The following is a 23,491-nucleotide window of genomic DNA, read 5'->3' as shown; positions in this document are numbered from 1 at the left end:
ACCATACTTATTTTAATTTTGATAAAAATAAACAAATAATGATTAAAAATAAAGTAAATTAATGATATAATTAAATCTTAAGACCTAAAGACAGAAAATGAATTTTTAATATGTTAAAATAGACAAATATAGATTAAGCAGGTGATAAAATGGAAAACAAATTTTTACCTATATGCAAGCAAGATATGATAGATAGAGGATGGGAACAACTAGATTTTGTTATAGTTACAGGAGATGCTTATGTTGACCACCATAGCTTTGGTACAGCTATAATATCTAGAGTATTAGAAAATGCAGGGTATAAAGTAGGAATAATAGCACAACCAGATTGGAAAAGTACTGATGATTTTATGAAGTTAGGAGAACCAAGGCTAGGTTTCTTAGTTAATTCAGGAAATATGGACTCAATGGTTAATCACTATTCAGTAAGTAAAAAGCGTAGAGACAAAGATATGTACTCTCCAGGTGGCAAAATGGGACTTAGACCTGATAGGGCAGTAATAGTTTATTGTAATAAAATTAGAGAAGCTTACAAAGATGCTAACATAGCAATTGGAGGGCTTGAAGCAAGTTTAAGAAGATTTGCCCATTATGATTATTGGGGAGATAAAGTAAGAAAGTCTATACTAATAGATAGTGGTGCAGATTTATTAGTTTATGGTATGAGTGAAAGACAAATAGTAGAAGTAGCTAATGCTTTAAATGATGGATTTGATCCTAAATATATAAGACATATAAATGGAACTTGTTATATAGCAGATAGTAAAGAAGAAATATATGATGATTATGTAGAGATACCATCATATAAAGATGTATGTTCAAGTAAAGAAGAATATGCAAAAGCATTTAAAATTCAATATGATGAGCAAGATCCATATAGAGGAAAAGTTATAATACAAAGACATGGTGATAAGTACTTAGTTCAAAATAAACCAGAACCACCATTAAATAGAGAAGAGCTAGATAAAGTTTATGCACTACCTTATGCTAAAGATTATCATCCTATATACAAAGAAATGGGTGGGATACCTGCTATAGAAGAAGTTAAATTTGGCATAGTAAGTTCAAGAGGTTGCTTTGGAAGCTGTTCATTCTGTGCGATAACATTCCATCAAGGTAGAGCAGTACAAAGTAGAAGCCATGAGTCTATACTAGATGAAGCTAAATATATAACAGAACTTCTAGATTTTAAAGGATATATACATGATGTTGGAGGACCTACAGCAAACTTTAGACATGAAGCATGTAAAAAGCAAATAACTAAAGGGGCGTGTAAGCATAGACAATGTTTACACCCAGATCCATGTAAGAACTTAAAAGTTGACCATACAGATTTCTTAGAATTATTGAGAAAAGTTAGAAATTTACCTAAGGTTAAGAAGGTATTCGTACGTTCAGGAATAAGATATGACTATGTAATGGCTGATAAAAACGATAAGTTCTTTAAAGAGCTTGTTGAACATCATGTTAGTGGGCAATTAAAAGTTGCTCCAGAGCATATAGCAGAAGAAGTTTTAGAACATATGCAAAAGCCAGCAGGAAATACTTATGATAAATTTAGAGAAAAATTCTTTAGATTAAGTGAAAGAGCTGGCAAAAAACAATATATTATACCTTATTTAATGTCGTCTCATCCAGGTTCAACATTAAATTCAGCTATAGAGCTTGCAGAGTACTTAAGAGACATTAAATATCAACCAGAGCAGGTACAAGATTTCTATCCAACTCCAGGGACATTATCAACTACGATGTTCTATACAGGAATAGATCCGTTAACTATGAAACCAGTATATGTTCCTAAGTCTAAACAAGAAAAGGCTATGCAAAGAGCATTACTTCAATATAGTGCTCCAAGAAACTATGATTTAGTGCATGCAGCATTAGTTGAAGCTGGAAGAGAAGATTTAATAGGATTTAATCCAAGATGTTTAATAAAACCAAGAGAAGCTAGAGGGTATTCAAATAGAAGCATGAATTCTAAAAATTCAAATAATAAGGTTTCAAGAGGAAGAAATTCTTCAAGAAATAATCAGTCAAGTAAAAAGTTTTCTAAAAGTTCTAAGCCTATGAAAAAGAAAAGAAGATAAATATATAAAGGATATGACATAAGTTCATATCCTTTTATTATCTTTATAGTATTTTATATAAATTAATGATAAAAGTTTATTGAAATATTGGAAATTTAAATTAATAGCAAAAAATGTAAAAAAAAGTCGATTAGTGTAACGAAATTTTATCTAAAACATATTATATTAAAGGACAAGCAAATAAGCTGTCCTAATTAAAAGGAGGTTAATATAATATGTGCAGAAATAATAATTGTGAATATTTCCAAAGAGACGATTTTGAGGATATAAGAGATGAAGTATGTGATATAGAAAGTAGATGCTGTGAAGGATTTGTTAAGGAACAATTTACTATAAGATCAACTGCTACACCTGCTGGAGTAGTTGTTTATGACTCATCTGATCCAGCTACTACACGTGCTACAATAAAGATTAGAAACTTATCAAGAACTGTAAGTATTAGAGTTCAAGCAAGTCCTATTGACATTGTCATAGCACCAAATCAAGAAGCGGTAATTTCAGTAGCTCAATTAAATGCTGTTGTAATTACAGCATTATCAACAACTATGACTGCAAGAGTATTACTATGCTTTGATTTACAATTTGACTCACTTGGAAATTAATGCTGTTATTTATTATCTAATAAAATAAATAAGTTACCTTAAGAATAAAATCAATAATTTCTTAAAGGCAGAGATTTTTCTCTGCCTTTTTTGTTTTTGTTATAAGCATAAAATATATTAATTATTTAATTAAAAGATTAAGTATTTATAAAAAATAACGCAAATAATAAAGGTATAAATATGGTTAAAAAATCGACTAACATTGACATTTTTTTTAGTAAGGGTTATACTAAAATTTGTGTTTAATTTAAATAAATATAAATGTATACATCTAAAATAGAGAGGTATAAGTATGAATAAAAGTAAACTTTCAATAAAAACTATAGTTGCTATAGGAATTGGAGCTGCTGTATTTATGATATTGGGAAGATTTGGTTCTATACCAAGTGGTATACCAAACACTAACATAGAAACAGCATATGCTTATCTAGCGTTAATGGCAGTAATTTATGGTCCTATAGCAGGATTTTTAATAGGGCTTATAGGACATGGATTAAAAGATTTAGTGTTTTATGGAATGCCTTGGTTTAGTTGGGTAATATCATCGGCTATAGTGGGTCTTATAATAGGTATAATGTATAAAAGAATAAAAGTAGATGAAGGAGATTTCTCCATTAAACAAATTATAATTTTTAATATAACTCAAATTGTAGCAAATATAATAGCTTGGTTTGTTGTAGCACCTACTTTAGATATAGTTATATATGCAGAACCTGCAAATAAGGTATACATACAAGGAGCTATAGGTGGAATATCAAACATGGTTACAATAGGTATATTAGGAACATTAATATTAAAAACATACTCTAAAACAAAAATAAAGAGCGGGAGTTTAAGAGTAGAAGAATAATAGGCGAAAGGAGGCATTTATGAAAAAGAAAATAATTGAGTTTAAAGACTTCAATTTTAAATACAGAGTTCAAGCTGAGCCAACATTAAAAAATATAAACTTGACTATTTATGAAGGTGAAAAAGTATTAATAGTAGGACCATCAGGTTCAGGTAAAAGTACTTTAGCACATTGCCTTAATGGGCTAGTACCATTTTTCTATAGTGGAGAGATGAGTGGAGAATTAAGAATAAATAATGAGGATATAAAAAATAAAAATATATTTGAATTATCTAAAGTAGTTGGGACTGTTCTTCAAGATCCAGACAGCCAGTTTATAGGTCTTACAGTAGGAGAAGATATAGCATTTAAACTAGAAAACTATTGTGTAGAGCAAAATGAAATGATAGATAGAGTTAACAAAGCTGCTAAGTTAGTTGATATAGATAAGGAATTAGAAGCATCACCATACAAATTATCTGGGGGTCAAAAACAAAGAGTAACTTTAGCTGGAGTAACAGTAGATGAAGTTAAAGTATTACTATTTGATGAGCCTTTAGCAAGCTTAGATCCTGCGACAGGGAAAAGTGCTATGGAACTTATAGATAGTATACAACAAAAAGAAAATAAAACAATGGTAATAATAGAGCATAGATTAGAAGATGTTCTTCATTGTAAAGTAGATAGAATAGTAGTTATGGACAAAGGATGTATAGTAGCAGATACTACTCCAAATGAACTCTTATCAACTAACATCTTAGAAGAAGTTGGGGTAAGAGAGCCTTTATATATAACTGCTTTAAAATACTCAGGTTGTGAGATAAGTAAAGACTTAAAACCTGAAAGTATAAATACATTAGATATAGAAAAGTGTAAAGATAAAGTCAATGACTGGTATGAGAATACTAAAAAAGAAGAATCTAAAACTAAAAACGACTATATATTAGAACTAGATAACATAAACTTCTCATATTCTCCTGAAAAACAAATACTTAAAGATGTATCTTTTAAGATAAGAAAAGGTGATATAGCAAGTATAGTAGGTAAAAATGGTGCAGGTAAATCTACTATATCAAAATTAATATGTGGTTTTTACAAACCTACTAGTGGAAGAATATTATTTGATGGGAAAGATATAAAAGATGAATCTATAAAAGAGCGTTCGGAAAAAATAGGATTTGTTATGCAAAATCCTAATCAAATGATATCTAAGACTATGGTATTTGATGAAGTAGCTTTTGGTTTAAAGATAAGAGGATATAATAAAGAAGAAATAAAAGAAAAAGTAGAAAATGTACTTAAAACTTGTGGACTTTATGGGTACAGAAATTGGCCCATATCAGCACTTAGTTTTGGTCAAAAGAAAAGAGTTACAATAGCATCTATATTAGTATTAAATCCAGAGGTAATAATACTAGATGAGCCTACAGCAGGACAAGACTTCAAGCATTATACAGAAATAATGGAATTTTTAGTAGAGTTAAATAAAAAGGGTGTTACTATAATTATGGTAACTCATGATATGCATCTTATGCTAGAATATACAAGTAATGTAGTAGTTTTATCAAATGGTCAAAAAATAGGTGATGATAAATCAACTAAGATATTAACAAATAAAGAGATAATAGAAAAAGCAAATTTAAAAGAAACATCACTACAAGAACTAGCTATAAAATGTAAAATAAAAGATTCTGTAGAATTTGTAAATAGATTTATTGATTATGATAGGAGGGTTAGAAACATATGAATACAGAAATGTTGTCATATATAAAGAAAGACTCACCTATTCATAGGTTAACTGGAGCTACAAAGTTAATATGTTTTTTACTTTGGACAATAGCGGCAATGATAACATATGATACAAGAGTTTTACTTGGACTTTTTATTGTTGGAATAGTAGTATTTAAAATGTCAAAAATTGAATTTAAAGAAGTATCTTTTGTGCTTTATTTTATATTATTTTTCTTACTACTAAACGCACTTTTAATATTTATATTTGCTCCATATCAAGGTGTAGAAATATATGGAAGTAGGACGGATTTACTTCACTTAATAGGCCCATATACAATAACAAAAGAACAACTATTTTATGAGTTAAATGTAGTATTGAAATACTTTGCAACAATACCTATGGCGCTTTTATTTATACTTACAACGGATCCAAGTGAATTTGCAGCATCATTAAATAAGCTTGGTGTAAGTTATAAAGCTGCATATACAGTATCAATCGCTCTTAGATATATACCAGATGTTCAAAGGGACTATAAGGATATATCTTTTGCTCAGCAAGCAAGAGGAATTGATTTATCAAAAAAAGAAAAGTTATCTAAAAGAATAAAAAATTCGGCAGCAATACTTATGCCTTTGATATTCTCTAGTTTAGAAAGAATAGATAAAATAAGTTTAGCTATGGAGCTAAGAGCTTTTGGAAATAACAAAAAACGTACTTGGTTTAATAGAAGAAAATTTGAAAAAAGAGATTATATATCTATACTAGTGTTAATAATAATTTTATTAATATCTATAGTTATGATTAAGGTCGATGGTTCGAGATTTTATAATCCTTTTATATAATATAAAATTGCCAGATATATACTATTTAAAATCCATAGATGATAGCCTATATGAAATTTCATATAGGCTATTTTATATTTGATAAATTATAATATAAATTAATTAGTTAAAATTACTAAATAGTGTTAAAATAGTACATAAGATAATCAAAATTGAAAGGAGTAAGACTATGATAAAAGAAAGAATCAATAAATTAAGAGCGTTAATGAACGACAAAGGGATATATGCTTACCTAATACCATCTTCAGATTATCACCAAAGTGAATATGTAGGTGATTACTTTAAATCAAGAGAATATATATCAGGATTTACAGGTTCAGCAGGTACAATAGTAATTACTCAAGATGAAGCAGGTTTATGGACAGATGGAAGATATTTCATACAAGCTGAAAATGAACTTAAAAATAGTACTATAAAGTTATTTAAAATGGGAGAAGAAGGTGTCCCTACTATAGAAAAATATCTAATAGATAATATGAAAAAAGATTCAAAACTAGGTTTTGATGGTAAAGTAGTATGTGCAAAAGAAGGAAAAAATTTAAAAGATAAATTAGAATTTAAAAATATTGATATAGAATATAACTATGATTTAGTAGGTCAAATATGGGAAAATAGAACGGAATTACCAAAGGAAAAAGCTTTTTTATTAGATGTTAAATACACAGGAGAAAGTTTTTCAGAAAGGTTAAAAAGAGTAAGAAATGCTATGAAAGAAAAAGAAGCAAGTGTGCATATCATAACAACATTAGATGATATAGCGTGGTTATTTAATATAAGAGGTGGAGATATAAAACACAATCCAGTAGTATTATCTTATACAGTTATAACTTTAGATGAAGTTTATTTATTTATAGATGAAGACAAATTAGATGAAACTATAAAAAATGAATTAAATAAAGAGAAAGTACAAGTTAAACCATACGACTCTATATATGAATTTGTTAAAACTATAGATGAAAAAGAAGTTGTGTTACTTGATTCAAATAAAGTAAATTATGCTATTTATAACAATATATCAAAATCTATTAGAAAGATAGATACACAAAATCCTACTATTATGTTTAAAGCAATAAAAAATGAAATAGAGCTAAAGAATATAAGAAATAGCCATATAAAAGATGGTGTAGCTTTCACTAAATTTATGTATTGGCTTAAAACTAATGTAGATAAAGAAGAAATAACTGAAATAAGTGCGGCTCAAAAACTAGAAGACTTAAGAAGAGAACAAGATAAATTTATAGAACCAAGTTTTAATACTATAGCTGCATATAGAGAACATGCTGCTATGATGCATTATAGCGCATCAGAAGAAAGCAACTATAAACTAGAACCAAGAGATTTATTCTTAATAGATTCAGGTGGGCAATATTATGATGGTACTACAGATATAACAAGAACTATAGCATTAGGTGAAATAACAAGAGATGCTAAGACTCATTTTACAAATGTGGTTAGAGGTATGATTAGATTATCTAAAGCTAAATTTTTATATGGATGCAGAGGGTATAATCTTGACATATTAGCTAGAGGTCCACTTTGGAATTTAGGAATAGATTATAAATGTGGAACAGGTCATGGTATAGGATTTGTACTAAATGTTCATGAAGCTCCAAATGGATTTAGATGGAGAGTAGTACCAGAAAGAGATGATAGTTGTGTGCTTGAAGAAGGTATGGTAACTACTAATGAACCAGGGGTATATATAGAAGGTTCTCATGGTATAAGAATAGAAAATGAAGTAGTTACAAGAAAAGCTGAGAAAAATGAATATGGTCAATTCATGGACTTTGAGGTTATAACTTTTGCGCCAATTGATTTAGATGCAGTAGATGCAAGTTTAATGTTAGAAGATGAAAAGAAATACTTAAACAATTATCACAAAGAAGTATTTGATAAAATATCACCATTCTTAAGTAAAGATGAGTGTGAGTGGTTAAGAAATTATACAAGGGAGATATAATAAGTGAGTAAGGTAAAAACTAATGTATGTAGAATACTAGACTCTAAAAAAATAAAATATAATATGTACTCTTATGAATTCAAAAAAGGAGAACATGTAGATGGAGTTGAAGTAGCTCAGAAGATAGGTAAAGATGTTAGCATAGTATATAAAACATTAGTAGCTATATCTCAAAGTAAAAACATATATGTATATGTTATACCTGTAAATGAACATTTAGATTTAAAAAAAGCAGCAAAAGTAGCTAACGAAAAAAGTATAGAGATGATTAATGTAAATGATATAAATAAGTTTACTGGATATATAAGGGGGGGATGTTCACCTATAGGTATGAAAAAACTTTATAAAACTTTTGTAAATGAAAGTGCAAAAGAACTTGATAACATTATAGTTAGCGCTGGTAAAATAGGTTACCAAGTAGAGATTTCACCAAAAGATTTAAAAGATATAATTAATTTAGAGTTTAGAGATATTATAAAATAAAAAAGAGGGTAAATACCCTCTTTTTTATTTTATATAAAAAATTATGTTTTTATAAAGTTAGGTAAATATAAATTTTACATCATAGCCATAAAGTAATCTATTGCTATATAAATCCCTGAAAGTCCTACTAAGCCGTATACTATTTTGCTTAAAGTATTTATATTACCAAATCTTCCTCCACCAGCACAAATTGCTGCAACTAAATCAAAATTAGCGATACTTACTAGACCCCAATTTATAGCACCAATAATAACTAGTATAAGAGCTATATCATATAACATATCCATAGTTATACCTCCAAAAAAATTATTTGTATATTATATGATTAACAAATAATTACATTTTATACATAATATTAAAATAATTAAAATATAAGCAATATATTGTTAAAATTTGTAAAAAATGATAAAGTCTAATTGTGTTACGAATATTAAAAATAAAAATGGGGTGTATGTTCGAGTGAGAGAAATTAAATCTCATAAAATTACAGAAGTAGTAAAAAAAATGTGTATAGACGCTAACATAAATTTAGGAGAGGATGTTGTATGCGCTATACATAATAATTTAGAAAAAGAGGAAAGTGAATTAGGGAAGAATATATTACATGTACTTTTAGAAAACATACAAGTAGCAAATGAAAAAAAAATACCAATCTGTCAAGATACTGGTATGGCAGTGTTTTTTGTAAAAGTAGGTCAAGAAGTATTAGTAAGAGGAAGTACAATAGAAGTTGCTATAAACGAAGGTGTTAGACAAGGATATGAAGAAGGATACCTTAGAAAATCTGTAGTAGATCCTATAAATAGAATTAACACGAAAGATAATACTCCAGCTATAATACACTATGAAATGGTAAAGGGAGATAAGATAGAGATAGAATTTGCTCCTAAAGGTTTTGGTAGTGAAAATATGAGTAAAATGAAGATGCTAAAACCATCTGATGGGGTAAAGGGGATAAAAGAATTTATAATAAATACAGTATCAGAAGCTGGTCCTAATCCATGTCCACCTATAGTTGTAGGTGTTGGTGTAGGTGGTACTATAGATAAGTGTGCTCAAATATCAAAAAAAGCTTTACTTAGAAACATTGGAGAACATAGTAAAGATAGATTTATAGCAGAATTAGAGAGGGAATTATTAGCAGAAATCAATAAATTGGGAATAGGACCACAAGGTTTAGGTGGAAATACGACAGCTCTTTCTGTAAATATAGAAACATTTCCAACTCATATAGCAGGTCTTCCTGTTGTAGTAAATATAAACTGTCATGCTTCAAGACACAAAAAAGTTATAATATAGGGGTGGTTTATGATTAAATTAAATATGTCGTTATCCAATGAAGAAATAATCAAGTTGAGATGTGGAGATGTAGTAAGTTTAAGTGGAACTATATATACTGCAAGGGATGCTGCTCATAAAAGACTTATTGAAACTATAGAAAGAAAAGAAAAAATGCCTTTTGATATATGCGGACAGGCTATATATTATGTTGGACCAACTCCAAATAAGCCAAATGAGGTGATAGGTTCAGCAGGGCCAACTACAAGTTATAGAATGGATGACTTAACTATTCCTCTATTAGAAAGGGGTCTTAAGGTTATGATTGGAAAAGGCAAAAGAAGTGAAGCTGTAATAGAAGGTATCAAAAAACATAAGGCTGTATACTTTGCGGCGATAGGTGGTGCAGGTGCTTATATATCAAATTCTATAAAATCTTGTGAAGTTATAGCTTATGATGATTTAGGTGCAGAGGCAATAAGAAGATTAGAAATAGAAGATTTGCAATTAATTGTAGCTATAGATAGTTATGGTGAAAATATATACGAAAAAGGTAGGAGACTTTATTGTAAAAGATAAAACACGGAGGTAGAATATGTCTAAAGATTATGCACAATTAGCTTTAAAAATGCACGAAGAAAACAAAGGGAAAATAAGTGTAGTAAGTAAGGTAAAAGTAGAGAATAGAGATGAATTAGCAGTAGCATACACTCCAGGTGTTGCCAGACCTTGTCAAGAAATACATAAAAATAAAGATGATGTTTATAGATATACATCAAAAGGGAATATTGTTGCGGTAGTTAGTGATGGAAGTGCTGTTTTAGGACTTGGGAATATAGGTGCAGAAGCATCTATACCTGTTATGGAGGGAAAAGCAATATTATTTAAAGAGTTTGCGAATGTAGATTCATTCCCTATATGTCTTAAAACAAATGATGTAGATGAAATAGTAAATACCGTAAAATTAATGGAGCCAGTATTTGGAGGAATAAACTTAGAGGATATAAGTTCTCCTAGATGTTTTGAAATAGAATCTAGATTAAAAAAAGAAATGGATATACCTGTATTTCATGATGATCAACATGGTACGGCTATAGTTGTTGCATCAGCTATAATAAACTATTCAAAATTATCTGGTAAAAATATCGAGGATTTAGAAATAGTAATAAACGGACCGGGAGCTGCAGGATTAGCTATAGGAAAGATACTATTAAGTATGAAGGTTAAGAATGTAATATTCTGTAATGAATATGGTGCTATAAATGAAGAAATGGACAATCTAAACTGGGCACAGAAAGATATGTTAGATATAACGAACATTAGAAATGAAAGAGGAACTTTAAAAGAAGTAATAAAAGGTAAAGACGTGTTTATAGGTGTATCTGCGCCAAACTTATTAGATAGAGAAGATATAAAAACTATGGCAGATAAGTCTATGGTTTTAGCTATGGCAAATCCAATACCTGAAATAATGCCAGATGAAGCTAAAGCAGGAGGGGCTCTTGTAGTTGGAACAGGAAGGTCAGATTTTCCTAATCAAGTAAATAATGTATTGGCATTTCCAGGTGTATTTAGAGGGGCATTAGATGTTAGGGCTAGTGATATAAACGAAGAAATGAAAATTGCGGCAGCTTATGCAATAGCAAATACAATAGGAAAAGAAGAAATATCTTCAGAAAATATAATACCAGATCCGTTCAATAAAGATGTTACTAATAATGTAGCAAATGCTGTTAAAAAAGCTGCTATAAAAACTAAAGTTAATAGAATCTAATAAAAAATGGAGTTTACAATTAAGTAAACTCCATTTTTTATATTTTTATTTTAAATATGTTCCATTTTCATTTTGATATATATAATCTTTTTTCATTAGTACTCCAAGAGCACGTTTAAAGTTTTTCTTACTGCTTTTAAATTCTTTTGATATATCTTCTGGAGAACTTTTATCATTAAAATTCATATGACCATCATTACTCTTTAAATAATCTATTATTTGAGACTCAAGAGAATCTAGTTCATTTTTTCTTTCTTGTCTAGGAGTAAGTCCTAACTTTCCATCTTCATAAATCTTTATAACTCTTAGATTTTCAAGTTTATCTCCATGTTTTAAATCTGTAAAGTATTCATTAGCAAGTATAACTGCAGCATATTTATTATCTACACATACCATAGCGCTATTATTAGTTTGGAATCCATAAACTATACCAGAAACTGTATCTCCTATATTATAACTGTGGTCTGTTGTTAATAAACTATCTATATCTGTCGTAGCAGCAAGCCTACCTGTTTTATCAAGATATATATTGAATAAATATCTATTCCCCTTCTCTAAATCGTAAGTTTTAGCTTTAAAAGGAACTAATATATCTTTTGGAAGTCCAATATCTATAAAGCTACCTATTTTAGTGTGAGCAACAACTTTTAAGTAGCATATTTCATCTACTTTACCTTTAGGAGGTATAAGTGTAGCTGTACGTCTACCTTCTGAATCTATATAGATAAATGCATTTACTACATCTCCAAGTTCTATTTTGTTATGTCCTATAAATCTTTTATGAAGTAAAATATCATCCTTTGAATTAGATGTTTTTCCATCTAAAAAATAACCAAAGCTTGTTTCTCTCTTAACTTCAAGTTTATTGAAATCACCTATTTTTATCAAGTTTTATCATCTCCTTAAATTTTGATTTAATATATACGATTAAAATAATTAAATACTATGCTTTTATTAAAATTAAAATATGTAAGTTTAATAGTGTATCTTAATATAATACCATAGAAAGCACACATGTTAAACAAAATATTACATATAACATATAAAGAACATGATGCAAAAACATTATTTTTATCGTATAATGAATTATTTAAAATTTGTCATTGTATATACTTAAAAATATTTTATGCAAATTTTAAATAAACTATTGAATAGATAGATAGAAATAAAGTACAATTGGTATATACCAAAATAAATATTACAACATAAAAAGAGTGGTGAAAAATATGGAAATAGTAGATAAAAATATTACCACTCCACTTCACATACAATTAAGTTCTATAATTAGAAAAATGATAGAAGATGGAGAATTAAAAGAAGGAGACGCTATAATACCTGAAAGAGAGCTTTGTTCTAGACAAAATGTAAGTCGCATGACTGTCAATAAGGCGATTATGGGTCTTGTAAGTGAAGGAATATTATATAGAGTACAAGGTAAAGGTACATTTGTTGCTAAGGAAAAGAAAAAATATGAGTTCTCAAATGTAAAAGGATTTACAGATGTAATGAAAGAAAAGGGTATAAACATAAGGACTGATATACTATCTTTTGAAATGGAAGTACCAAGTGACTTAATAAAAAATAAATTAAATATAAAAGATGAAAAGACTAATGTATATAAGGTAGTTAGACTAAGGTATACAGATGGAGAGCCATTTGGTATAGAAACTGTTTATCTGTCGGAACAAATGTGCAAAGGTTTTACTAAAGGAATGTTAGATAATAATTCGTTATATAAAATGCTGAGTGAAAACTATAATTATAAGATAACAAAAGCTAGGCAGACTATGGAGCCAGTGATTTTATCAGAAGAAGAATCTAATATATTAGATACAGAAGAAGGATCATTAGCGCTTAAGCTTCAAAGAAATTCATATAATACTGAAGGAAAGCCAATAGAATATACAATATCTATATTTAGAAGTGATAAGTATCAATATGAATTAATATTAAGTGAGTAGGGGTGTTAAGTATGAAATGTATAGTTAATGGAAAAATAGTTTTAGAAAACCAAATAGTAGAAAATAAAGTATTAGTATTTAATGAGAAGATAATCGATATAGTTAATGAAGCACCAAAAGATTGTGAAATAATAGATGCCAATGGAAATTATGTATGTCCTGGATTAATAGATATACATATACATGGTAACATGGGAAAAGATACAATGGATGGCACTGATGATGCTATTTGCACAATAGCTAAATCCATAGCAAGACATGGTGTAAGTTCGTTTTTACCAACAACAATGACTATGGATGAAAAGAGTATAACAGATGCTTTAGATACTATAAAGAAATATATGGATAAAGATACTAAAGGAGCCCAAGTAATAGGAACTCATTTAGAAGGACCATTTATAAATAAAGATTATAAAGGAGCTCAAAATGAAAAATTTATAGTTGCTCCAACTTATGAATTTATAGACAAATACAAGGATGTAATAAAGATAATAACTTATGCCCCAGAAAAAGATGTAGATATGGAATTTACAAAAAAAATTAAAGCTAACACAGACATAGTTTTATCAATAGGTCATAGTAAAGCTACATATGACGAAGCAAAAGAAGCTATAAATATGGGAGCTAGTAATATAACACATACATTTAATGGAATGAGTGGACTAAATCATAGAAATCCTGGGGTTGTCGGAGCTGCTCTTACAACTAATGCATATTGTGAGGTAATAGCTGATGAAATACACATAGTGAAGGATTTATTCCAATTCATCTTGAATAATAAGAGTGAGGATAAGGTAATTCTTATAACAGATTCAATAGAAGCTGGTGGATTAGAAGATGGAGAGTATTCTCTAGGTGGCCAAAAGGTTATTGTTAAGAACAATCAAGCAAGATTAGAAAGTGGAAGCCTAGCAGGAAGCGTTATGCCTCTTAATAAGATGGTTTATAATTTTATGAATAATACTAATTTAGATATGAAAAAAGTTATAAAATTAGCATCAATAAACCCTGCTAAGTCAATAGGAATAGATAATAAAAAGGGTAGTATAGAAATAGGAAAGGATGCAGATATAGCTATATTTGATGAAAATATAAACTGTCATATGACTATAAACTGTGGAAAAATAATATACAAAAAATAGATGAGGGGGTAATTTATTATGAGAATATTAGTATGCAAAGATTACGATGAAATGAGTAAAAAAGCTGCACAAATGATAGCTAGTCAATTAACACTAAAGCCAGATTCTGTCTTAGGATTAGCTACAGGAAGCACTCCAATAGGAATGTATAAAGAGTTAGTAAGTATGTATGAAGAAGGTCTTATAGATTTTTCTGAAGTTAAGACGTTTAATTTAGATGAATACTTTGAATTTCCAAAGTCAAACGAACAAAGTTATGACTATTTTATGAGAGAAAATTTATTTAACCATATAAATATAAAAGAAGAAAATATACATATACCAAATGGTATGACTGATGATATAGAAAAAGAATGTATAAAATATGATGATTCTATTAAAGAAGCTGGGGGAGTGGATATACAAGTATTAGGTATAGGTCACAATGCTCATATAGGATTTAATGAGCCTACAATAAACTTTGAAAGAGGAACTCACTTAGTTGATTTGAAGGATAGTACAATAGAAGCTAATGCAAGATTTTTTGATAGCATAGATGATGTACCTAAGAAGGCTATAACTATGGGAACTGGTTCAATATTTAAGTCTAAAAAAATAATGCTTTTAGCATCAGGAGAAGGAAAAGCAGAAGCTATATATAACACAGTATATGGTAAAGTTTTACCAGAAGTGCCAGCATCAATATTACAATTTCATAATGATATAGTATTAATCTTAGATAAAGACTCAGCAAGTAAGTTAGATCCAAAAGATTATAAGTTAGTATAAAAAATAACACCTCATATGAGGTGTTATTTTTTATTAATTAAAATTATATTTTAAGTATTTATATTTCATTAAATGGTATAAAAAATTGTACAACTGGGTTTTAGATGATTATTTAACCAATAGAGAAATTTTTTAAACCTATACTAATTTTCATATGAATTTAAGTATTATAAATCTATATATGAATATTAGGTATCAATAATTTTATTTTTTGAAATTTGATTTTAAAAAGTTTTTAGGGGTAAGAATGGTAAGTAGCAATAATTTCCATTATTTTATAATGTTCTATTTAATAAAACTTTTATTTGAATCTTAATTAAATAAAGGGGGGAAAAATCTAATGAGCAAAAAAAATAATATTAAAAAGACATTTGTATTAGTAATTACAACAACAGTAACTATACAATCAATGATGGTAAATGTACTAGCAGATGAAATAGAGTCTAGTAATAAAGATACAACTGGAATTGGTTTGAATAAAGAAGAACATTTAGATCCAATTTCTATAGATAAAAAAAATGAGCCATCTACAGAAATTTCTAACACAGAAAGTATAGATACTAAAAATGAAATTAAAGATAATAATTTAAAAATTGAAAATAAACCTATAGTAAATAGCGATGCTAAATCTGTAGATGAAAAGGTTAAAGAAAGTAAAATAATTGATATTAAAGATATAAATTTAAAAAGAGCAATAAATAAACAGTTAAGAAAGAAAGATTTGGATGCAGATATAAGTAAGTCTGAATTAGAGTCATTAAAAAGATTAACTGTAATTGATTCAAAAATATCAGATTTAGAAGGACTGCAATATTGTGTGAATTTGACTTACTTATACTTAGATGGAGATCAAATAAATGATATAAGTCCTATAAAAAACTTATCTAAATTAACTATTTTGCACTTAACCAATAATCAAATAAGTGATATAAGTCCTATATCAAAATTAACTAATTTAGTTACTTTGAACTTAGCTAGAAATCAAATAAGTGATATAAGTCCTGTATTAAATTTAACTAATTTAGCTGATTTGGATTTAGCTAATAATCGAATAAGTGATATAAGTTATGTATCAAATTTAACTAAATTAACTAATTTATCTACTTTTGACTTAACTAATAACCAAATAAGCGATATAAGTCCTATATCAAATCTAACTAATTTAGTTACGTTGCGCTTAACTGAAAATCAAATAAGTGATATAAGCCCTTTATCAAAATTAACTAATTTAAATTATTTATATTTAAATCACAATCAAATAAGTGATATAGCTCCTTTGTCAAACTTAACTAAATTACATGGCTTGCATTTGTCTTACAATCACATAAGTGATATAAGTTCTATAGGAGGATTGACTAAATTAGCAGGATTATATTTAAGTGATAATGAGATAAATGACATAAACTCTTTAGAAAATTTGACTAATTTAGATTTTTTAAATTTAAATAATAATCAAATAAGTGATATAACTCCTTTATCAAATTTAACTAAATTAACTATCTTGCACTTAGCTAATAACCAAATAAGTGATATAAACATCTTAGAGAGATTATCTAAGTTAATTATTTTAGATTTAGCAGATAATAAGATAAGTGATATAAGTCCTATAGCTAATCTAAATAAACTGATTTTTTTAAAATTAAACAATGATCAAATAAGCAATATAACTCCTTTAGCTAGTTTGAACCATTTAAATTACTTACAATTAGATAACCAAAATATAAAATTAAAATCAAAAAAAGTAAAGCAATTGGGGTCAATAGAAATTGATGACATAATAGTAGATGAAAAAGGAAATAAAATAGAACCATCAAATATTTCTGAAAATGGATTATATAATAAAGATACTAACAAAATCTTATGGAAAGATATAAATGTTAATAGTGAAAATTACTCTTTTTCAAAGAATGTAAATATTGGTAAATGTAATGCTGAATTTTCAGGTAATGTAATTCAACCAATCGAACTTATAGTAAATAAAGCACCAACGATAAATGCAGAGAATAAAACAATAAAGGTTGGAGAAAAGTTTAATCCATTAACAGGAGTAACTGCTAATGATAAAGAAGATGGAAATATTACTGACAAAATTAAAGTAGTGGAAGATACAGTTAACACAAATAAGGTAGGTACTTACACAGTTAAATATGAAGTAACAGATAATGAAGGAGCAACAGCTACTAAAACAATTACAGTCACAGTAAAAAGTAATGATAAACCAGTAATAACTGGAGTTGATAATATAAGTATAAGAGAAGGAACGGAATTTGATCCAATGGCTGGAGTAACTGCTACAGATACTGAGGATGGTAATATAACTAAGGATATTAAGATAACAGGAAATGTAGATGTCAATAAGCCAGGTAAATATGAATTAATATATACGGTAACAGACAGTGATGGAAATACTACTACTGTAAAAAGGATAGTTACCGTTTTACTAGATTCTATTAAAAATGATACAAATAACAATCAGACTGAAAATAAATCAGAGTCAAATGAAAGTAGTGTAAGCTCAAATAGTATTGTAAGCGCGAATAAACCAAGTAGTTTACATCAACCTAATAAAATCGAGATAAACGATAATTTTAATCCTCAAACAGGAGATACAGGTAGTTTAGGATATATTGCTTTAGTACTAGTAGCATTATTAGGACTAGTTGTAAATAAAATAAAAAAAAATAAGGCTTAGTTAAGCCTTATTTTTTTTTATTTTAACCTAAATTATTTATGCGATTTTATTTTACATTAGTATAGGGTTTACAAATTTAAGGAAAATAGATGATATATATACTTTAAGAAAAATAAAAAATATAAAAGAGTTAAAATTTTTTAGATTATAAAAGTGAGTTAGAGATACTAAACTTTATGAATATTAATATAAACAAATGTAGAGGTATTTTACATATAAAACCAGTAAAATACTTGATTTATATGTAATGCTTTAAAAATGAAAAAATTAAAAAAACTATTGAATTATATATAGAAGTTTTATATAATAAACTTTGATGTTTAGGTATTTTAAACAATATGTTTACTAAAAATATGAAAATTAGGAGGTGGAAAGATGGATATAGGTGAGAAAATAAAGAGAATGAGAATTGAAAAGCAATTGACTCAAGAAGAATTAGCTAATAGATGTGAATTATCAAAAGGATTTATATCTCAATTAGAAAATAATTTAACTTCACCATCCATAGCTACACTTATAGATATATTAGAAATATTAGGAACAAACTTGAGAGAATTTTTTAATGAAATAGATGATGAAAGAATTTGTTTTACAAAGGATGATATGTTTGAGACAGAAGATGAAGATCTTAAATATACATTTAAATGGTTAGTTCCAAATTCACAAAAAAATGAAATGGAGCCTGTAATAGTAACTCTAGAACCAGGCGGTAGGTATAAGGAAGAAAAGCCACATGAAGGTGAAGAGTTTGGCTATGTTCTTTCAGGAGCCATATACCTTCATATAGGAGATAAATATAATAAAGTAAGAAAAGGAGAGAGTTTTTACTTTAAGCCAAGAGCTAATCACTACATATCAAATGCAGGAAAAACTACTGCAAAAGTGATTTGGGTATCAACTCCTCCATCATTCTAGGAAAGAGGTGTTAATAATTGAGTGAAAATATAATTGAATTAAGAAATCTATCAAAACAATATGATGATTTAAAAGTTTTGGATGATTTATCTTTAGATATAAAGAAAAATGAATTTTTAACGTTACTAGGTCCAAGTGGATGTGGTAAGACTACAACGCTTAAAATAATAGCAGGGTTTGAGCAGGCAGATGAAGGTAGTGTATTATTTGAAGGAAAAGAGATTAATGAAATACCTCCATACCAAAGACCTGTAAATACAGTTTTCCAAAAATATGCATTGTTTCCTCATATGAATGTATATGAAAATATAGCATTTGGACTTAAGATAAAGAAAATGCCTAAAGATAAAATAGATGAAAAAGTAAAAGAAATGTTAAAATTAGTGGCATTAGAAGGAAAAGAAAATAGAAAGGTTGATTCACTAAGTGGAGGGCAACAACAAAGAATTGCTATTGCTAGAGCATTAGTAAATGAACCTAAATTATTATTATTAGATGAACCTTTAGGGGCGTTAGATTTAAAGCTAAGACAAGAGATGCAAATAGAATTAAAGAGAATGCAAAAGAAGTTGGGAATAACTTTTATATTTGTAACTCATGACCAAGAAGAAGCTCTTAGTATGTCAGATACTATAGTTGTAATGAACAAAGGTAAGATACAACAAATGGGAACACCAGAAGATATATATAATGAACCTAAAAATTCATTTGTTGCAAGATTTATAGGAGAAAGTAATATATTTGATGGAATTATGTTAGAAGATTATAAAGTTGAATTTTGCGGTAAAGTATTTGAATGCGTAGACAAAGGGTTTGAAAAAAATGAAAATATAGAAGTAGTAATAAGACCAGAAGATATAAAAATGGTAAATCCAGAGGATTCAATGTTAAAAGGGACAGTTACATCTAGTATATTTAAGGGTGTTCATTATGAAATAGAAGTTAAAGAAAATGATAGAAAATGGATTCTTCATAATACTAAAAATGCACAAGTTGGATCAGAATTAGGAATGGATATATATCCAGAAGATATCCATATAATGAGAAAAGAGCAAAATTAATTATGAAAAATAAAAAATCTATACTAGCATATCCATATATAGTATGGAGTGCAATATTTATTGTAATCCCTTTAATACTAGTATTTGTTTTTAGTTTTACTATAGAAACAGATAATGGTCGAGTGTTTTCTTTAGCTAACTACAAAGAATTGATGGACCCTATTTATTTTAAAGTATTTTTTAGATCGATAACATTAGCTGGAATATCTACAATTATATGTCTTTTAGTAGGATACCCAGTAGCATATTTAATATCAAAAGCAAATGTAAATAGAAGAGGAACATTAATATTATTATTTATACTTCCTATGTGGATGAACTTTTTATTAAGAACTTATGCATGGGTTGCTATACTTGGTAAAAATGGACTTTTAAACTATTTATTAGGAATATTTGGAATAGAACCTGTTAGCATATTATATACTAATGTAGCAATATTACTTGGAATGGTTTATAATTTCTTACCATTTATGGTTTTACCTATATATACATCTTTATCTAAGATGGATAATGATTTAATAAATGCTGCAAGAGATTTAGGAGCAAATAGTTTACAAGTATTTACCAAAGTGATATTCCCATTAAGTTTGCCAGGCGTAGTTTCTGGAATAACAATGGTATTTATGCCATCTGTAACAACATTTGCTATATCAAGATTACTTGGTGGTGGTAAATTTATGTTAATAGGTGATTTAATAGAACAACAATTTACTGTTGTAGGAGATTGGAACTTTGGTTCAGCAGTCTCTATATTTATGATGATAGTAATACTTATATCAATGGCAGTAATGTCTAAAGTTGATGATGAATCAGATAAAGAAGGCGGTGGGTTATTATTTTAAAGTTAAAGAAAGTAATATCTAATGTATATTTGTTTTTGGTATTCTTATTCTTATATGCACCAATATTTGCACTAGTTGTATTTTCATTTAATGATTCTAAATCAATGGCTCACTGGAGTGGATTTACGTTTAAGTGGTACCAAAGATTAATACATGATGAGAATATAATGAGTGCACTATACTACACTATAATAGTTGCTTTAATTTCATCTATAATAGCAACTATAGTAGGAACTATAAGTGCAATAGGAATACAAAAGATGAGAACAAGAGGAAGAAAGGTAATGTTAAATGTAAACTATCTTCCTATGCTAAACCCAGATATAGTAACAGCAGTAGCTCTAATGAGTTTATTTGCTTTTTTAAACATAGAGTTTGGTTTTACAACTATGTTATTAGCTCATATAATGTTTAGTATACCATATGTAATATTGTCGGTTCTTCCTAAGGTTAGGTCGATGCCACAAAACATAGAAGAAGCAGCAATGGACCTAGGTGCTACACCTATGTATGCACTTAGGAAAGTAATACTTCCTCAAATAAAACCAGGAATAATATCAGGATTTTTAATTGCATTTACGATGTCAATAGATGACTTTATAATTAGTTTCTTTAATACAGGAAATGGAGTTAGTAATCTTTCTATAGAAATATATGGTATGGCAAGAAGAGGTATAAAACCAGAAATAAATGCTTTATCTACTATAATGTTTACAGTAGTATTAATATTGCTTTTAATATCAAATAAAAAACAATCTATAGTAGCAGGGAGTGACAAATAGTGAAAATAAGAAAAAAGATAATATCGCTTTTAACTATAGGTATAATAAGTTCAGTAGCATTAACTGGATGTAAAAGTTCTACAGATTCTACAAAAGTACTTAATGTATACAATGTTGGGGATTATATAGACGAAGATCTTATAGCTAAGTTTGAAAAAGAAACTGGAATAGATGTATTATATGAGACTTATGATACAAATGAGATGATGTATCAGAAAGTTAAAAGTGGAAGTACTAATTATGACTTAGTTTTCCCTTCAGATTATATGGTTGAGAAAATGAGAAATGAGGACTTACTTCAAAAGATAGACTTTAAAAATATACCAAATATGAAATATATAGATAAGAGTTTTTTAAATCCAGTATATGATCCAGATAATGAGTACAGCGTACCATATATGTGGGGAACATTTGGAATATTATATAATAAGAAAATGGTAAAAGAGCCTGTCGATAGCTGGGACATATTATGGGATCCAAAATATAAAGGAAACATAATGATGTTTGACTCAGTTAGGGATACTATGGCAATAGCATTAAAAAAACTTGGATACAGTATGAATACTACAAATCCAAAAGAAATAGAAGAAGCAAAAGAACTTCTTATGAAGCAAAAAGATTTAGTTTTAGCATATGTTAATGATGAAGGTAAAGATAGATTATTAGGCGAAGAAGTTGCTATGGGAATAATTTATTCTGGAGATGCAGTTACCTTAATGGAACAAAATCCTAACTTAGCTTATGTAATACCAAAAGAGGGAACTAATAAATGGGTAGATGCTATGTGCATACCCAAAACAGCACAAAATAAGAAAGAAGCTGAAATGTTTATTAACTTTTTATTAGAACCTGAAAATGCTAAGCAAAATGCTGAATATATTGGATATTCTATACCTAATACGGGAGCAATAGAGCTATTAGATGAACAAACAACTGAAAATCCAGTTGCATATCCACCTAAAAAGTTACTGGATAAATGCGAGACATTTATAGATTTAGATGACAAAATAAAATTATATGATAGAGCTTGGATTGAGTTAAAATCAAAGTAAAAGAGTAGAGTATTCTACTCTTTTTTTTGAAAAGAAATTATACTTTATGTTAATTTATAAATAGATAAAACTTAATACATAATTCTTATTGTTTATATATAAAAATAGTTTCTTTTGTAGTTTGTTTTATAAACTCTTCCAGAACTTTATTTATTATATCTCTTGATTCATAGAAGGCTTTATGCCCATCTTCTTCTAAATGAACTAAATAAGAGTTTTAAAGTCTTGATACTCCATATCCATTGTATCTAGATATATACCTAATGCATATAGCACCACCCATTGAATGTCCTATTAAAGTAATATAATTTGATTATAGTATTATATTATTAATTTAAAGAGACATATGTTAACTTAAAAACAAGAAGAGAGGTATGAGATTTATATAAATAAAAAAATAATAAAAACTATTGACTATATACGTTCAAGGTGGTATAGTTATACTTGTCCTTAAGAAAAGGGCAAAACAAAAAAGTAAGCGCCAATATAGTCGCTTAAAATGAACTTTGAAAATTAAACAGTAGGTTAATTTATATAACTGATTCTTAAAAGAATCGAAAACAAACCAAGCCAGATATTCAGATAATGATAGTCTGAGCAGGAAAACTTATATTTGAGAGTTTGATCCTGGCTCAGGATGAACGCTGGCGGCGTGCCTAACACATGCAAGTCGAGCGATTCTCTTCGGA

At 28.1% G+C, this 23,491-nt stretch carries 21 protein-coding genes and 1 rRNA gene; 20 read left to right on the top strand and 2 right to left on the bottom strand.

The window, feature by feature from the left end; all coding sequences use genetic code 11:
• Nucleotides 1-149: 149 nt before the first annotated feature.
• The 7 genes from ABCP60_RS11600 to ybaK all read left to right on the top strand — a co-directional run bounded on the left by ABCP60_RS11600 (nucleotide 150) and on the right by ybaK (nucleotide 8,535).
• On the top strand, nucleotides 150-2,087 hold the full coding sequence (locus ABCP60_RS11600; protein ID WP_343101794.1) for a YgiQ family radical SAM protein: 1,938 nt from the start codon (nucleotides 150-152) through the stop codon (nucleotides 2,085-2,087).
• Nucleotides 2,088-2,302: 215 nt separating this feature from the next.
• Complete coding sequence (locus tag ABCP60_RS11595) at nucleotides 2,303-2,689, top strand: hypothetical protein (protein WP_092923186.1); 387 nt, start codon at nucleotides 2,303-2,305, stop codon at nucleotides 2,687-2,689.
• 292 nt (nucleotides 2,690-2,981) lie between these two features.
• Nucleotides 2,982-3,539, top strand: a complete 558-nt coding sequence (locus ABCP60_RS11590) for an ECF-type riboflavin transporter substrate-binding protein (RefSeq protein WP_092923189.1) — start codon at nucleotides 2,982-2,984, stop codon at nucleotides 3,537-3,539.
• A 19-nt stretch (nucleotides 3,540-3,558) separates the two neighbouring features.
• On the top strand, nucleotides 3,559-5,265 hold the full coding sequence (locus ABCP60_RS11585; protein WP_092923192.1) for an ABC transporter ATP-binding protein: 1,707 nt from the start codon (nucleotides 3,559-3,561) through the stop codon (nucleotides 5,263-5,265).
• A complete protein-coding gene (locus tag ABCP60_RS11580) occupies nucleotides 5,262-6,092 on the top strand; it encodes an energy-coupling factor transporter transmembrane component T (RefSeq protein WP_092923195.1) in 831 nt (276 codons plus the stop codon). Before ABCP60_RS11585 ends, ABCP60_RS11580 begins: the two co-directional genes overlap by 4 nt.
• Before the next feature lie 169 nt (nucleotides 6,093-6,261).
• Nucleotides 6,262-8,052 carry an aminopeptidase P family protein gene (locus ABCP60_RS11575; RefSeq protein WP_092923198.1) on the top strand — a complete coding sequence of 597 codons (1,791 nt, stop codon included), beginning with the start codon at nucleotides 6,262-6,264 and terminating at the stop codon, nucleotides 8,050-8,052.
• A gap of 3 nt (nucleotides 8,053-8,055) precedes the next feature.
• The gene (ybaK, locus tag ABCP60_RS11570) at nucleotides 8,056-8,535 is read left to right on the top strand and encodes a Cys-tRNA(Pro) deacylase (protein WP_092923201.1); all 480 of its coding nucleotides are present in this window, start codon (nucleotides 8,056-8,058) and stop codon (nucleotides 8,533-8,535) included.
• Between the two features lie 74 nt (nucleotides 8,536-8,609).
• Here the strand turns inward: ybaK and ABCP60_RS11565 are convergent, their stop codons facing one another.
• A complete protein-coding gene (locus tag ABCP60_RS11565) occupies nucleotides 8,610-8,822 on the bottom strand; it encodes a DUF378 domain-containing protein (protein ID WP_092923204.1) in 213 nt (70 codons plus the stop codon).
• 172 nt (nucleotides 8,823-8,994) lie between these two features.
• Between ABCP60_RS11565 and ABCP60_RS11560 the strand changes: the two genes are divergently transcribed.
• Genes ABCP60_RS11560 through ABCP60_RS11550 form a run of 3 tightly spaced genes read left to right on the top strand, consistent with a single transcriptional unit; the run spans nucleotide 8,995 to nucleotide 11,587 of the window.
• Nucleotides 8,995-9,834 (top strand): fumarate hydratase, encoded by an 840-nt coding sequence (locus ABCP60_RS11560; protein ID WP_166504869.1) that lies wholly within the window; start codon nucleotides 8,995-8,997, stop codon nucleotides 9,832-9,834.
• Nucleotides 9,835-9,843: 9 nt separating this feature from the next.
• Nucleotides 9,844-10,392, top strand: coding sequence for a Fe-S-containing hydro-lyase (locus ABCP60_RS11555; RefSeq protein WP_166504870.1), 549 nt, complete (start codon nucleotides 9,844-9,846; stop codon nucleotides 10,390-10,392).
• Nucleotides 10,393-10,408: 16 nt separating this feature from the next.
• The gene (locus tag ABCP60_RS11550; protein ID WP_092923210.1) at nucleotides 10,409-11,587 is read left to right on the top strand and encodes an NADP-dependent malic enzyme; all 1,179 of its coding nucleotides are present in this window, start codon (nucleotides 10,409-10,411) and stop codon (nucleotides 11,585-11,587) included.
• A gap of 45 nt (nucleotides 11,588-11,632) precedes the next feature.
• Here the strand turns inward: ABCP60_RS11550 and ABCP60_RS11545 are convergent, their stop codons facing one another.
• A complete protein-coding gene (locus ABCP60_RS11545; protein WP_092923214.1) occupies nucleotides 11,633-12,475 on the bottom strand; it encodes a S1-like domain-containing RNA-binding protein in 843 nt (280 codons plus the stop codon).
• Nucleotides 12,476-12,813: 338 nt separating this feature from the next.
• On the opposite strand from ABCP60_RS11545, the gene ABCP60_RS11540 reads away from it, so the two are divergent.
• The 10 genes from ABCP60_RS11540 to ABCP60_RS11495 form a co-directional block, all read left to right on the top strand.
• The gene (locus tag ABCP60_RS11540) at nucleotides 12,814-13,548 is read left to right on the top strand and encodes a GntR family transcriptional regulator (RefSeq protein WP_092923217.1); all 735 of its coding nucleotides are present in this window, start codon (nucleotides 12,814-12,816) and stop codon (nucleotides 13,546-13,548) included.
• Nucleotides 13,549-13,559: 11 nt separating this feature from the next.
• Entirely contained in the window at nucleotides 13,560-14,690 is a 1,131-nt protein-coding gene (nagA, locus tag ABCP60_RS11535; protein ID WP_343101793.1) for an N-acetylglucosamine-6-phosphate deacetylase, read from the top strand.
• An 18-nt stretch (nucleotides 14,691-14,708) separates the two neighbouring features.
• Nucleotides 14,709-15,458 carry a glucosamine-6-phosphate deaminase gene (gene nagB / locus ABCP60_RS11530; RefSeq protein ID WP_343101792.1) on the top strand — a complete coding sequence of 250 codons (750 nt, stop codon included), beginning with the start codon at nucleotides 14,709-14,711 and terminating at the stop codon, nucleotides 15,456-15,458.
• 340 nt (nucleotides 15,459-15,798) lie between these two features.
• Nucleotides 15,799-18,150, top strand: coding sequence for a leucine-rich repeat domain-containing protein (locus ABCP60_RS11525; RefSeq protein WP_343101791.1), 2,352 nt, complete (start codon nucleotides 15,799-15,801; stop codon nucleotides 18,148-18,150).
• Between the two features lie 375 nt (nucleotides 18,151-18,525).
• Nucleotides 18,526-19,065 carry an XRE family transcriptional regulator gene (locus tag ABCP60_RS11520; protein WP_092923256.1) on the top strand — a complete coding sequence of 180 codons (540 nt, stop codon included), beginning with the start codon at nucleotides 18,526-18,528 and terminating at the stop codon, nucleotides 19,063-19,065.
• 17 nt (nucleotides 19,066-19,082) lie between these two features.
• Nucleotides 19,083-20,126, top strand: a complete 1,044-nt coding sequence (potA, locus tag ABCP60_RS11515; protein ID WP_166504873.1) for a spermidine/putrescine ABC transporter ATP-binding protein — start codon at nucleotides 19,083-19,085, stop codon at nucleotides 20,124-20,126.
• A gap of 2 nt (nucleotides 20,127-20,128) precedes the next feature.
• Nucleotides 20,129-20,968: an ABC transporter permease gene (locus ABCP60_RS11510; RefSeq protein ID WP_166504874.1), complete on the top strand. Its 840-nt coding sequence runs from the start codon at nucleotides 20,129-20,131 to the stop codon at nucleotides 20,966-20,968.
• A gap of 104 nt (nucleotides 20,969-21,072) precedes the next feature.
• Nucleotides 21,073-21,750 (top strand): ABC transporter permease, encoded by a 678-nt coding sequence (locus ABCP60_RS11505; RefSeq protein ID WP_092923305.1) that lies wholly within the window; start codon nucleotides 21,073-21,075, stop codon nucleotides 21,748-21,750.
• On the top strand, nucleotides 21,747-22,802 hold the full coding sequence (locus ABCP60_RS11500; protein ID WP_176579628.1) for a spermidine/putrescine ABC transporter substrate-binding protein: 1,056 nt from the start codon (nucleotides 21,747-21,749) through the stop codon (nucleotides 22,800-22,802). Before ABCP60_RS11505 ends, ABCP60_RS11500 begins: the two co-directional genes overlap by 4 nt.
• 609 nt (nucleotides 22,803-23,411) lie before the next feature.
• A 16S ribosomal RNA gene (locus tag ABCP60_RS11495) occupies nucleotides 23,412-23,491 on the top strand; the annotation flags it as partial.

Source organism: Romboutsia sp. MSSM.1001216sp_RTP31141st1_G3_RTP31141_220114, from assembly GCF_039031195.1.
Lineage (GTDB): Bacteria > Bacillota > Clostridia > Peptostreptococcales > Peptostreptococcaceae > Romboutsia_C > Romboutsia_C hominis.
This window is presented reverse-complemented; position numbering and strand designations above follow the sequence as displayed.